General features: G+C 62.2%; 12 protein-coding genes. 5 read left to right on the top strand and 7 right to left on the bottom strand.

All coding sequences use genetic code 11. The features are described 5' to 3' along the window. Positions 1–11 precede the first annotated feature (11 nt). Both FTO60_RS08205 and tyrS read right to left on the bottom strand, forming a co-directional pair. On the bottom strand, positions 12–413 hold the full coding sequence (locus FTO60_RS08205; protein ID WP_148055503.1) for a hypothetical protein: 402 nt from the start codon (positions 411–413) through the stop codon (positions 12–14). A gap of 125 nt (positions 414–538) precedes the next feature. Continuing rightward, positions 539–1,792: a tyrosine--tRNA ligase gene (tyrS, locus tag FTO60_RS08200; RefSeq protein ID WP_148055502.1), complete on the bottom strand. Its 1,254-nt coding sequence runs from the start codon at positions 1,790–1,792 to the stop codon at positions 539–541. A 61-nt stretch (positions 1,793–1,853) separates the two neighbouring features. On the opposite strand from tyrS, the gene FTO60_RS08195 reads away from it, so the two are divergent. Beyond that, positions 1,854–2,948: an anhydro-N-acetylmuramic acid kinase gene (locus FTO60_RS08195; RefSeq protein ID WP_148055501.1), complete on the top strand. Its 1,095-nt coding sequence runs from the start codon at positions 1,854–1,856 to the stop codon at positions 2,946–2,948. A 214-nt stretch (positions 2,949–3,162) separates the two neighbouring features. On the opposite strand, the gene FTO60_RS08190 is transcribed toward FTO60_RS08195, so the two are convergent. After that, on the bottom strand, positions 3,163–4,728 hold the full coding sequence (locus FTO60_RS08190) for a trimethylamine methyltransferase family protein (RefSeq protein ID WP_148055500.1): 1,566 nt from the start codon (positions 4,726–4,728) through the stop codon (positions 3,163–3,165). 427 nt (positions 4,729–5,155) lie between these two features. Between FTO60_RS08190 and FTO60_RS08185 the strand changes: the two genes are divergently transcribed. Further along, complete coding sequence (locus FTO60_RS08185) at positions 5,156–5,758, top strand: outer membrane beta-barrel protein (protein WP_148055499.1); 603 nt, start codon at positions 5,156–5,158, stop codon at positions 5,756–5,758. Between the two features lie 235 nt (positions 5,759–5,993). Continuing rightward, positions 5,994–6,587 carry an outer membrane protein gene (locus tag FTO60_RS08180; RefSeq protein WP_148055498.1) on the top strand — a complete coding sequence of 198 codons (594 nt, stop codon included), beginning with the start codon at positions 5,994–5,996 and terminating at the stop codon, positions 6,585–6,587. Positions 6,588–6,619: 32 nt separating this feature from the next. Here the strand turns inward: FTO60_RS08180 and FTO60_RS08175 are convergent, their stop codons facing one another. Genes FTO60_RS08175 through soxR form a run of 4 tightly spaced genes read right to left on the bottom strand, consistent with a single transcriptional unit; the run spans position 6,620 to position 9,957 of the window. Further along, positions 6,620–7,468 (bottom strand): YgcG family protein, encoded by an 849-nt coding sequence (locus FTO60_RS08175; protein WP_172623845.1) that lies wholly within the window; start codon positions 7,466–7,468, stop codon positions 6,620–6,622. Positions 7,469–7,472: 4 nt separating this feature from the next. Beyond that, positions 7,473–8,282 carry an oxaloacetate decarboxylase gene (locus FTO60_RS08170; RefSeq protein ID WP_148055496.1) on the bottom strand — a complete coding sequence of 270 codons (810 nt, stop codon included), beginning with the start codon at positions 8,280–8,282 and terminating at the stop codon, positions 7,473–7,475. Beyond that, positions 8,279–9,469, bottom strand: coding sequence for a pyridoxal phosphate-dependent aminotransferase (locus tag FTO60_RS08165; protein WP_148055495.1), 1,191 nt, complete (start codon positions 9,467–9,469; stop codon positions 8,279–8,281). The genes FTO60_RS08170 and FTO60_RS08165 overlap by 4 nt, the downstream gene beginning before the upstream one ends. Before the next feature lie 32 nt (positions 9,470–9,501). Beyond that, positions 9,502–9,957, bottom strand: a complete 456-nt coding sequence (gene soxR, locus FTO60_RS08160) for a redox-sensitive transcriptional activator SoxR (protein WP_148055494.1) — start codon at positions 9,955–9,957, stop codon at positions 9,502–9,504. Positions 9,958–10,033: 76 nt separating this feature from the next. Here soxR and FTO60_RS08155 point away from each other — a divergent pair, with 76 nt between their 5' ends. After that, complete coding sequence (locus tag FTO60_RS08155; RefSeq protein WP_148055493.1) at positions 10,034–10,420, top strand: VOC family protein; 387 nt, start codon at positions 10,034–10,036, stop codon at positions 10,418–10,420. 705 nt (positions 10,421–11,125) lie between these two features. Continuing rightward, complete coding sequence (cysS, locus tag FTO60_RS08150; protein WP_148055492.1) at positions 11,126–12,535, top strand: cysteine--tRNA ligase; 1,410 nt, start codon at positions 11,126–11,128, stop codon at positions 12,533–12,535. Positions 12,536–12,592: the final 57 nt, after the last annotated feature.

Here is a 12,592-nt window from a genome sequence, read left to right as displayed (position 1 = left end):
GATCTGGTTGATCAGGGTCTAGCATGTGCCGCGCGCCCCTGCCAGCATATCGACGGATGTGGCAGACGCAGCCAAGTGCCGCCCATCGGACGGACGCGCGCGCCCGCGCCAATCTTGAAACGTGCAAGGCCGGGGTTGGCCTGCGTATCAAGCACACCAAGGTCCAGCCAAAGGTGGCCCCGGTCGGCAAGCCATTCCATCGCCGACGCCAGAATCAGGTTATGCGCGCCCATCGCCCGGCCTTTTGGCCCACTCCACCCGATGTGATAGGTGGCAACGGGGCCGTGACACAGGAACAGCATCGCCACGACCGGTGTCGTGCCGATCTGATGAAACCCGCGGCCCTTCTGGATATCGCATGGCCTGTCCGCATTGACGATCCGCAGGCCCGTTTTGACGAGCTTTCCCAGCATCGCGCGGTGCAGACGGGGGCATCCATGCACCAGACCGACCCGCCCCTGACAGCGCTGGGGGCCGCATTGTCTGCATTGGCAGTGGCCTTGTCCGCAGGGGCGATTTTGGTCGTGGTCAGGACGCTTTAGCCCAGCTGCACCAGGGCGTGGCGTTTCTTGCCCGCCGACAGTTTGATCGGCGTGGCCAGCGCGCTCGCGTCCACCATCAGGCCCGCATCGGTCAGCGGTGCGTCGTTCATCCGTGCGCCGTTTTCGGCGATCAGGCGCTTGGCCTCCTTGCCGCTGTTTGCAAGGCCGGATTTGACGATCAACTGCACAATCGACATGCCATCACCAAGATCGGCCGCTGACAGGGTCAGGGTGGGCAGGTCATCGCCCACGCCGCCCTTTTCGAACACCTCGCGGGCGGTGGCTTCGGCGGCCGCAGCCGCATCAGCTCCGTGCAGCAGGCCCGTGATTTCATTGGCTAAAATGATCTTGGCCGCGTTGATCTCTGACCCTTCCAGCGCGCCAAGACGGTTACATTCCGCGAGCGGCAGTTCGGTGTAAAGCTTCAGGAACCGCCCGACATCGGCATCGGTCGTGTTGCGCCAGAACTGCCAGAAATCATATGACGAAACCATATCGGCATTGAGCCAGACCGCGCCATCAGCCGATTTGCCCATCTTCTTGCCGTCCGAGGTGGTCAGCAACGGCGAGGTCAATCCGTAAATCTCGTGATCCAACACGCGGCGGGTCAGGTCGATCCCGTTGACGATATTGCCCCACTGATCGCTGCCGCCCATCTGCAACAGGCAGCCATATCGGCGGTTCAGTTCAAGAAAATCATAGGCTTGCAGGATCATGTAATTGAATTCAAGGAACGACAGCGACTGTTCGCGATCCAGCCGGGATTTGACGCTTTCGAACGCCAGCATCCGGTTGACGCTGAAATGCCGCCCGATGTCGCGCAGGAAATCAAGGTAGTTCAGCCCGTCCAGCCATTCGGCGTTATTGAGCATCAGCGCGCGGTTGGGCGCGTCCGTGTCATAATCAATGTAGGCGGCAAACACCTGTTTGATCCCGGCGATATTGGCGTCGATCTGGTCGGGGGTCAGCAGGGGGCGTTCATCGGCGCGAAAGCTGGGATCGCCCACCTTGGTGGTGCCGCCGCCCATGAGGGTGATCGGCTGGTGCCCGGTCTTTTGCAGCCAGCGCAGCATCATGATCTGGATCAGGCTGCCCACGTGCAGCGATTTGGCTGTGGCGTCAAACCCGATGTAGGCAGGCACGACGCCCTTGCTGAACGCCTCGTCCAGCGCCTGATAATCCGTGCAATCGGCCAGAAAGCCGCGTTCGATCATGACGGTCATGAAATCGGATTTGGGGTGGTAGGTCATAACTTGCCTCTGTATCAGGTTCGGGGCATCTATAAGGGGCAGTTTGGTCAAGGGAAAGCGCATGTTGAAATCTGGCACGGTGCGCGCTCTTGGGGCGATGTCGGGAACCTCGCTTGACGGGGTGGATGTGGCGGTGATCGACACGGACGGGCATACCATTTCCGGGTTCGGGGACACGCAGTATCATCCCTATTCAGATCATGAACGCGCGGTCCTGCACGGTGCGTTGGGGCAGTGGCAGGACACGGTCGGCGATGATGTGGTCGCCTTGATCGAGGATGCGCATGTGGCGGCGATGACAGGGTTCGACGGCATTGATCTGGTGGGGTTTCATGGCCAGACATTGGCCCATGACCCCGCCGGTCGCGGCACCCATCAGGCGGGCGACGGGCAGCGGCTGGCCAACCGTCTGGGCCTGCCTGTGGTCTGGGATTTTCGCAGCGCCGATGTGCGCCTTGGCGGGCAGGGCGCGCCGCTGGCGCCGTTCTATCATTTCGCGCTGGCCAAATGGATCAAGGCGGATGGCCCGGTTGCCTTCCTGAATCTTGGCGGGGTTGGCAACCTGACATGGGTGGACCCGTCCAAAGCCACACCGGAAAGCGCGGGCGCGCTGCTGGCCTTTGATACCGGTCCCGCCAATGCGCCGATCAATGATCTGATGCAGCAACGGCGCGGGGAGCCCTTTGACCGGGACGGCAGGTTGGCGGCGCGTGGCGCGGTGGTGACCGGCGCGCTCGAGCTGTTTCTGGACGATCCCTATTTCTACAAAATGCCGCCCAAGTCACTGGATCGCAACGCGTTTGATCAGATGCTTGACCTTGTGCGCGAGCTGGATGACGCCGATGCCGCCGCAACGATGACAGGCATGGCCGCCAGTGCGGTGATGCGCGCAATGGAACATTGCCCCGCTGCCCCCGGCACGCTGCTGGTCTGCGGCGGCGGGCGCAAGAATCCGACCATGATGGCGATGCTGCAAGCGGGCGTTGATTGCCCCGTGCAGCCGGTCGAAGCCGTCGGGCTTGACGGTGACATGCTCGAGGCGCAGGCCTTTGCCTATCTGGCGGTGCGGGTGGCCAAAGGCCTGCCCACATCCTGCGCCGGCACCACCGGCGTGCGCGCCACTGTCGGGGGCGGGATACTCAGCCGTCCCAATTGAGTATTTCTGAACAGAAGAAATTAGGAACGCGTTAACCATGCCACGCTAGGCTGGTGGCGCGGAACAGGCAGGAGTGCCGATGGCCGTAACAGGAGAAGGCTCCCCCAATGCGCGCGGCGACTGCGGGGGAGCTGCCTCTTTCTTCTTTTGTTCAAAAATACCTCTGGGGGAGTCGCGGAACGCGACGGGGGCAAGGCCCCCAGCGACGCAGCCATCAACGCGGCAGGTGGATGTTGAATTTTGCCCGGATCGCGCTGTCCAGATCAGGTGCAAATTGCGCCGCACTAGTGGTGGACAGGATCCGTTCCTTGGCGGCTATCGCGTTTTCGATCAGGTCGGGTTTGTCTTTTTCGGCCCATTCCTTGGGCGACATCCGGTTACCCAGTGACGGGTAGACGTTATCGCTTTCCATCCGGCTGAGAGTTTGATCGGTGCCAAGGTAATGTCCGGGCCCGCCCAGACAGACCGCGCGCATTTGATCAAGCGCAAGCGTTTCGTCGTCCACTTCGATCCCGCGCACGCAGCGCAGCGCCTGACCGATCAGATCATCCCCAAGGATCAGGCTCTCGTGGCAGAACCCCAGCAGCGAGGCGTGCATGCCCGCCGCCTCGTAGACCATGTTCAGCCCCGACAGCCCGGCCATCACATTGGAACACATCTGTTCCCATCCCGCCTGCATGTCGGGCAGTTTGCTATCGGCGATTCCGGCCGCCGCACCGCCTGGAAGGCCATAGAACCGGTGCATTTGCGCGCAGCCCGCCGTCAGCAGCGCCTGTTCGCCCGACCCGCCGGTCATTGCGCCGGTGCGCAGGTCCAACCCGAAGGGCCAAGTGCCAAACACCGCCGGATGTCCCGGCGCCATCGCATTCACATAGACGATCCCCGCCAGGCATTCTGCGACCGCCTGCACGATCGCACCGGCGATGGTTGACGGTGCCGTGGCCCCCGACATCCCCGCCGACAAGAGCAGCACGGGCATCCCTGCGCGGATGCAGTTTTCCATGACCTCGCAGGCCTCGGTCGCAAAGCGCATGGGCGGGACGACAAAACAGTTGGAATTGCTCATGAAGGGGCGCGCGCGCCATGCGTCCTCGCCGCCCGCGATCATGTGCAGCATCTCGATGCAGGGGGCCACGTGGCCGGGTTCCACGAAGGAGGTGCCGATATGTTTGGTCGTGCCGCTGGTGGTCGCGTAGACCGTGTTGAGGTCCATTTCGAGGTTATCAAGGATATCGCGGCAGACCATCGGCCGCTGCAGGAAATGGATATTATCAAGCTGGTCGACGATCCGCGCCGCATCGAACAGATCCTGCACCGTGCTTTCGCGGTAATTGCGCCCGGCGACATCAACCATATGCACCGCTGCGCCCGCTGTGCCATAGTGCACGCGTGTGCCTGACAGGTCCAGATCATGGACCGGATCGCGGGCGCAAAGCGTCACATCGCGTTTGGCGATGGCCAGCATGTCTTCGACCAATGCGCGCGGAAAACGGATGCGCCCGTCGTCGCCCTGCACCGCACCTGCAACGGTCAGGATTGCAACGCCGCTGGGGGGCGCATCGGCCAGACCGATCTCTTCGAGGGCGGTGAGGGCAGCCGCGTGGATACGCGCCACATCGGCGTCACTGAGGGGGGAATACTGTCCGCCCGAAAGCCCCGGGCGCACCGGGCGCATAGCGTCGGACAGTTTCGCGGCGCGGCTGGCGTGGCGTGCGGCGCGCCCGCCGGAACGGGTCGCGCGCGGGGTCGGGTTCTTGGACGGGTAGGTCACATCGGTCATGGCTGTCTCGTTTATGCAAAGGGATCAGGAGAGGTGCGTTACCACACCAAGGGCCGCCCCCGCGCCGCACGACCACGGCGCGCGCCGATCGTGCGCAAGATAATCCAAATGTGAGACGCGGGGTTTGGATTCACGGCGGACCTTTTCATAAACTGGTCCCAGCCTTGCCGCCCGTTCGCAGGCCGTCTTGCCTGTTTACGACCCATGGTCGTTTTTGGCCCATGTGGGGTGTCGGCAGAAACGCGCCGCCGCGATTTGCTGCGCTGCAACATGCCGAGCCAAACGCGCCGAACCGGCAATTAAGCGCCCAAACCTCTAACGTTTCTGTGAGGTTATGGAAGCGCGCCCGTTTCGACCCCAAGTGTCCCTTGCGCGGTTGAAAGAACGGACCGCGACGTAATTCACATCAGAAGATGGAGACATCAACATGCGCACGACACTACTTGTTGCAGGCCTTGCAAGCCTCTCGCTCGCCGCTCCCGCCTTTGCTGGTGGTGTGGGCGATCCCGCACCGGCACCCGCACCGACCATCGTGCCGGCCCCCATGCCTGTCGCGACAGCAGACTGGGGCGGGTTCTACGCCGGTGGGTCGCTGGGCTACGGCGACGTCACGGGCAGCGCGACCCTTGGCGATGACGTAAACGGCGCGACCTACGGGGTCTTCGGCGGCTATCTGTATGACCTTGGCAACTATGTTGTCGGTGGCGAACTGGAAATCGAAGGTAGCAATATCACCGATACGGTTGCCGGTCTGGACGTTGACAGCGTTGCCCGTCTGAAATTCCGCGCCGGGTACGATGCCGGCCAGTGGTTGCCCTATGTCACGGCCGGTGCCGCGCAGCTGACCACATCAGGTGCGATTGATGACAGTGACACGGGTGCGTTTTATGGCATTGGTGCCGACTATCAGGTCAGTGACCGGATGCGTGTCGGGGCCGAAGTCCTCCAGCACAACTTTGACGACTTTGCCGGCAGCGGTATCGACGTTGATGCCACGACACTGGCGGCGCGCGTGTCGTTCCAGTTCTAAGAGGTTCGCAGCGGGGCTGGATTTCCCCAGATCCCCCCCAACAACATCCCCGTTGCAACAGAACGGCGCATCCCGGTGCGCCGTTCGCATTTGTTCGGTCCAGCGATCGGCTGATTATGGCCGCAAGACGTGGCCCTGCGCCGTGCAGGCTGGATCAGGTGTCATGGCCTCCCTTATCATAGCGTGATATAATAAAGTGTTCGCCTTTGAGCGCGTATTCAAAAGGAGAGATTTCATGTCACTGCGTTCCCTCGTGATTCCCGCCCTGTTGGGCAGTAGCCTTGCCACCTCTGCCTTTGCGGGCGGGTTGGCTGATCCGGTCACCCCGGTGCCGCTTGCACTGCCGCCCGCGGCCCCCGTGGCCGGTGAATGGACCGGGTTTTATCTGGGCGGTCAATACGGCACCGGCCACCTGGAAGAAGTGCCAAACGGCGTTGATGAAAACGGCGCGATCTATGGTTTGCACGCCGGTTACATGTATGATTTCGGCGACTGGGTTCTGGGTGGTGAAGTTGACTACGACTGGACCGAGATCGTGGACGAGGGCGCGATTGACGGCGCGCTGGATTACATCGCGCGGGCCAAGCTGCGGGTTGGCTATGATCTGGGTGATGCGCTGCCATATTTTACGGCCGGCATGGCGCAGGCGCAGTTCAGCGATCCGGGCATCCCGACCATCAGCGACACAGGGTATTTCTATGGGCTTGGCCTTGCCTACAAGGTGCGCCCGAATGTGTTGGTCGGCGGCGAATACCTGCGCCACGAGTTTGAGGATTTCGACGGCACGGGGCTGAGCCCGACCATTGATACCTTTACCTTGCGGGCGTAATACGCCTTTTAAGGGTGGGGTGTCAGCGGCGGCTACCACTTGCCGCTGGCGCCACCATCGCCAGACTTGCCGCCACCGAAGCTGTCGTCACTTTCAGTTTGGGCGATCTCCAGCGGAATGACAAAGGGCGTGGCTGTGGTATGACCGCAGGCAAGGCAGGTGACACGGGTTTCGCCGCGCCCTTGGGCCATTTCGCTGGCCGCTTGCAGCGTGATCTTTTCGCGCTTCAGACCGGGCTTGCCACATTGCGGGCAGGGTTCCTTGGCCAGACGGGCAGCGCGCATGCGTGACAGACCGAAAAGCGCGGCGATGATCGCGCCGATCGGCCCTAGAATGGCCCAGATGCCAAGCCCGCCACCATCGCCGCTGCCGCGTGACGGCCCGCCCGCGTGAAATGGCGCAACGATGCGCGTGTTGATCCCTTCGATTCCGCTGGCAATGCCGGCTGCAAAATCGCCATTGCGAAAGACGGGAAGGATATCTTCGTCGATCACACGGGCCGCCGCGCTGTCCCAGTCGCTGCCATAGGCATCGCCCAGCGTGATCGCCAGTTCGCGATCCTCGCGAAACACCAGCAAAAGCACGCCTGTATCCACGCCCTCGGCACCGATCCCCCAGGCATCGAACAGGGCTTTGCCATAGGCCTTGATGTCCATGTTCTGGGCGTAGAACCGCACCGAAGACAAGGTGACAATCGTGACCTCGGCACCGGTGTCGGCGCGTATGGTTTCCAGCGTTTGCGTCAGGCGCGCTGCGCTGGCGTCGTCCAGCATCTCGGCGTAGTCGTTGACAAAATTGGTGGCAGGCGTGGGAAAGGTCTGTGCGCGCGCGCCCAATGACAGCCCGAAAATCAGGCCAAAAACAGCTATAAATCGCAACATTGCATTATTCCTTTGGCAATAATGCGTCCACGATACTCCCATTAAGGCCATTTCCAAGAGCGCTAAAATCGCCCGTGTCGAACATCGCCGTGGCGGCGTCATGGATGGTGCGATGGGTGGCGCGCGCAAGGGCTGAGCCCAACGACAGGCGGGCAACCCCGATTGCGGCGAAATCGGCGCGGCTGTGGCGCGCAAACGGGCCAGCCACCAGCGCGTTCACCGGCTTGTCGGTTTGCGCGACAATCTGCGCCAGATCGTCCATGCTCGCGGGCATCGGCGCATAAAGGCAATCTGCCCCGGCGGCTGCAAACGCCTGCAGGCGGCGGATTGCCTCGTCGATGTCATAGGCGCCGATCATGATCCCGTCGGCGCGGGCGGTCAGGACAAAATCATCGGGCAGGGCGCGCGCGGCTGTGGCGGCGGCGCGGATCTTGGCGACCGCCAGATCGAAATCATAGACGGTGTCGCCGCCAAAGGGCACATCCTCGATGCAGATACCTGCAAGGCCCGCTTGGGCGGCCAGCCGCAGGGTTTGGGCGGTGCCTTCGGGCGTGTCGCTATAGCCGTTTTCGAAATCGCCCTGCACGGGAACAGTCACGGCGGCGACGATATCGGCCGCATGGGCCAGCGCCTGATCACGGGTCACGGTGCCATCGGGTTGACCAAGGGTAAAGGCGTGCGCGGCGGAAGATGTCGCGATTGCCTGCGCCCCCATCGCGGCCAGCATCTTGGCCGATCCGATGTCCCAGGCATTGGCCAGGATGAACGCGCCGCCCCTGTCGTGCAGAGCGCGAAACTGTTGGCCCATGCTCATGCGGGCGCTCCGGTGGCCAGGCGCGCGGCAAAGCCCAACAGCCGCGTGATCGCGTCAACGTAGGCGTCATCATCGACGGTCATCGCCACGCGGATATGGCCTGCGGCGGCGGCGCCAAAGCTTTCGCCGGGCATCACGGCGATCTGTTCGGCGTCAAGCAGGGCATCGCCAAATTCTTCGCCCGTCATGCCCGTCGCGCGGATATCCAGCATCACATACATCGCGCCCTGGATCGGCGCGGCGTGGACCACGTTCTGTTGCGCCAGCAACTTTTGCGTCAGCGCGCGGCGGCGGCGGAAGGGGGCGGCGACCTGCTCTTCCACGCGCTGGCCCTGGCCCAGCGCATAGGTGGCGGCGTCCTGAATATAGCCGGGCACGCCATAGGTCGTATGGGTGGACAGGGTAATCAGGTAGTCGATGACATCTTCGGGGCCACAGACCCAGCCCACGCGGCTGCCCGTCATGGCGTGACTTTTGGACATGGAGCCGACCACAAGCGTGCGCTGCGCCATATCGGGCAGGGCGCGGGGCGAGATATGCGTGCCCTCCCAGACCTGGCTGTCATAGACTTCGTCCGAGATAAGCCACATATCGTTGGCGATGCAGGTCTGCGCGATATCACGCAGGGAGTCACGGGCGTAGACCGCGCCGGTCGGATTGTTAGGCGAATTGACCAGCAGGCTTTTGGCGCGCGTGGCCTTTGCGGCGGCGTCGATATCCGCACCGCGCGGCTGAAAGCCCCGCCCGGCATCGGCGGGCACTGTGTGCGGGATGCCACCCACGGCGCGGATCGTGCCCGGGTAGGTGGCGTAGTAGGGATCAATGAACAGGCCCGTATCGCCCGTGTCCAGCACGGCCAGATGGCTGGCATAGAGGGCCGATTGCCCGCCCGGCGTGATGGTGACATTGCGCGCCGATGTCGGCACGCCGCTTTGGGCGGTGATGCGCGCCGCCACAGCCGCGCGCAGACCTTCGGTGCCGGGGATGGCGGCATAGCCGGTGTGGCCCGATCTGGCGGCATTGTGCATGGCCTCCAGAATGTCGGTGCTGGTGCGGATGTCATGTTCGCCGACCGTCAGTTCAATGATCGGCGCGCCTGCGTCCTTCAGTGCACGGGCGCGAAAGAACAAATCCCAGCCTCCCGAGCCGCCACCGGTAATCTGTGTGATGCGCTGTGATAATTCCATCTGCGCAGGGAAGCCGCTTTGGCGCGGCAATGTCAATCCGATGTTGGCGGTGCGCTGTCCCCCAGCAGATAGCGCGGCCCCGCGCCGTGCTTTGCCGCGATATCGGCCGGATTATAAAGCGCGCATCTGTCCAGCGAGAGGCAGCCGCATCCGATGCAGCCATCGAGCTTGTCACGCAGGGTTTCAAGGGCGGCGATCCGCGTATCAATATCGCGCCGGAACCCCTTGGAAATGCGGGTCCAATCGGCGCGGCTGGGGGCCTTGTGGGCAGGTAGTTTCGCCAGATGCTGCGCAATGTCAGCCAGGGCGAACCCCAGCCCGGTGGCCGCCATCACAAACGACAGGCGCCGGATATCGGCCCGCCCGTAGCGGCGATGCCCGCCCGCGTTGCGCAAGGGCGCGACGATCCCGTGGGTCTCGTAAAAGCGGATCGCCGAAACGGCCAGCCCGGTGCGCGCCGCCAGATCGCCGATGGATAGACCGGACATGAAAAAACCTCTTGATCTCAAGTTCACTTGAGGAATTAGACATGAGGCTGACATGAAAGCCAAGAGGAGAGAACCAATGGCACGACTTGAACATGTGAACGTCACCGTGGCCGATCCGCGTGCCACTGCCGCAGTGCTGCAAGACCTGTTCGGCTGGCACACCCGCTGGGAAGGCAGCGCGATCAACGGCGGTTTCACGGTGCATGTGGGTGGCGATGACAGCTATCTTGCGCTTTATACCGGTCCCGCGGGTGGGCGCGATCAGGTTGCGGCGGACAACAGCTATTTGCGGCGCGGCGGGTTGAACCATATCGGTGTGGTGGTTGACGATCTGGACGCCGCCGAGGTGGCGGTGAAGGCGGCCGGTTTCACGCCGCACAGCCACGCAGATTATGAACCGGGGCGGCGGTTTTATTTTCACGAGGGCAACGACGTCGAGATCGAGGTGGTGAGTTACGCCTGAGGGCGTCGCCTGCGGCGGGCGGGGCTGGGGGGCGCTGCCCCCCGTCCTCGCGGACTCCCCCCGGAGGTATTTTTGAACAGAAGAAGTTACAGGGTGTCGCGGGTCTTTTTCGGCAGGGATGCGCGGATGATGTCGTTGGCAGTGTCCAGGCGGGTCATAGTGATATCCTATCGCATGTTGCACGATGGTCGCATGGATCAGGCGCAATCACAGGTCGCATTGCTGCGCGGGGTGAATGTTGGCGTAGAAGTGCCTGAGTTCGTGATGCGCGGGGAAGATTTGCGCGCTGCCGTCTGTTCCTGTGCGCCCGACGATCCGCGTCATCTGCACGGTTTCTTTTCCACATCGCCTGTGGTGATTGATCACGCTGTGCTTGACCGATACGGGTGTCGCGTCCGAGGCGGTGGCGCAGCGCGGCAATATCGTCTGGCTGCATACGCCCGAGGGTTTTGGCACATCCAAGCTGGCAGGCCACTGCGCACGCGATCAAGGGCGATGTGACGGGTCGCCATCTGCGCACCAATTGCACCCTTGTGGAAATGCTGGACGGATAGCGCCCTGCCTGCTATGTCGGCGCCATGAAGAGCAATTGTATCATCGCCTGCCTCATTATCTGCTGACATACGTCACGCGGGCCGCTCTTTCACGTTTATCCTGAACAGTTAAGTTGCTAAGTCCGCGGGCGAGAACCGTTTAAGGACTGACATGACAACGATCCGTTTGCACAACACCAAGACGCGCCGGAAAGAGGAGTTCATCCCCCTCGATCCCAAAAACGTGCGCATGTATGTCTGTGGCCCGACGGTCTATGACCGTGCCCATCTGGGCAATGCGCGCCCTGTGGTGGTGTTTGATGTGCTTTATCGCTTGCTGCGTCATGTGTATGGCGCCGATCATGTGACCTATGTGCGCAATTTCACCGACGTGGACGACAAGATCAACGCGCGTGCCGCTGCGACGGGGCGCGACATTCGCGCGATCACCGATGAAACGATCGGCTGGTATCACGCGGATATGGAGGCGCTTGGCACCCTGCGCCCCGATCTGGAACCCCGCGCGACCGAATTTATCGCGCCGATGGTGGCGATGATCGCTGATCTGATCGCCAAGGGGCATGCTTACGAGGCCGAGGGCCATGTGCTGTTCGCGGTGGAAAGCTATGCCGATTATGGCGCGCTGTCGGGGCGGTCGATTGATGATATGATCGCCGGTGCGCGGGTTGAAGTGGCACCGTACAAGCGCAATCCGATGGATTTCGTGCTGTGGAAGCCGTCCGATGATCAGACGCCGGGGTGGGAGAGCCCCTGGGGGCGTGGCCGACCGGGTTGGCATATTGAGTGTTCCGCGATGAGTTACGAATTGTTGGGCGCGTCGTTTGATATCCACGGTGGGGGCAATGATTTGCAGTTTCCCCACCACGAGAACGAGATCGCCCAATCCGCCTGCGCCCATCCCGAAGGCGATTTCGCGCGCTACTGGCTGCACAACGAGATGTTGCAGGTCGAGGGCAAGAAGATGTCCAAGTCCTTGGGCAATTTCTTTACCGTGCGCGACCTGCTGGATGGCCATGATGGCCAGCCCCCTGTGCCGGGCGAGGTGATCCGGTTTGTGATGCTGGGGACGCATTACCGCAAGCCGATGGATTGGACAGAGAAGAAGCGGGTGGAGGCGGAGCGGACGTTGAGCAAGTGGTCCTCGCAAGTGATGGATCGAGACGGCGAAGAAAGGCCTAACGCGAAATTTTTGGCGGCCTTGGCGGATGACCTGAACACTGCGGGCGCGATTGCTGTCATGCGCGAGATGTCAAAAAGCGGAGACTATGATGGCTTGGCACATGCCGCGAAGCTGTTGGGACTGGATCTTGGAAATTTTGATCTTGTGCTGGCTGGCATGCACAACGCTGACGTTTCCCTGCGCCAATACGACCTTTCGAAGTTTGAAGATCAGCTACTTGAGCTGAGAAATGCGGCTGTGCATTCAAAAGATTTTTCTAAGGTGGACACCATGAAAAGGGCGTTGGCCGACGCTGGTGTGGAAGTCCGGATGTCAAAGTCGCGCGTTGAGTTGATAACTCTCAAAGACTTTGATCCCACGAAATTGGAGGGCCTCCGATGATCCGCAGACCAACACAGGACAGCCCCCGGCCGCGGGTGGGGGTGAAGCCCCCGCCCA

This window comes from Octadecabacter sp. SW4, from assembly GCF_008065155.1.
Classification (GTDB): domain Bacteria; phylum Pseudomonadota; class Alphaproteobacteria; order Rhodobacterales; family Rhodobacteraceae; genus SW4.
This window is presented reverse-complemented; position numbering and strand designations above follow the sequence as displayed.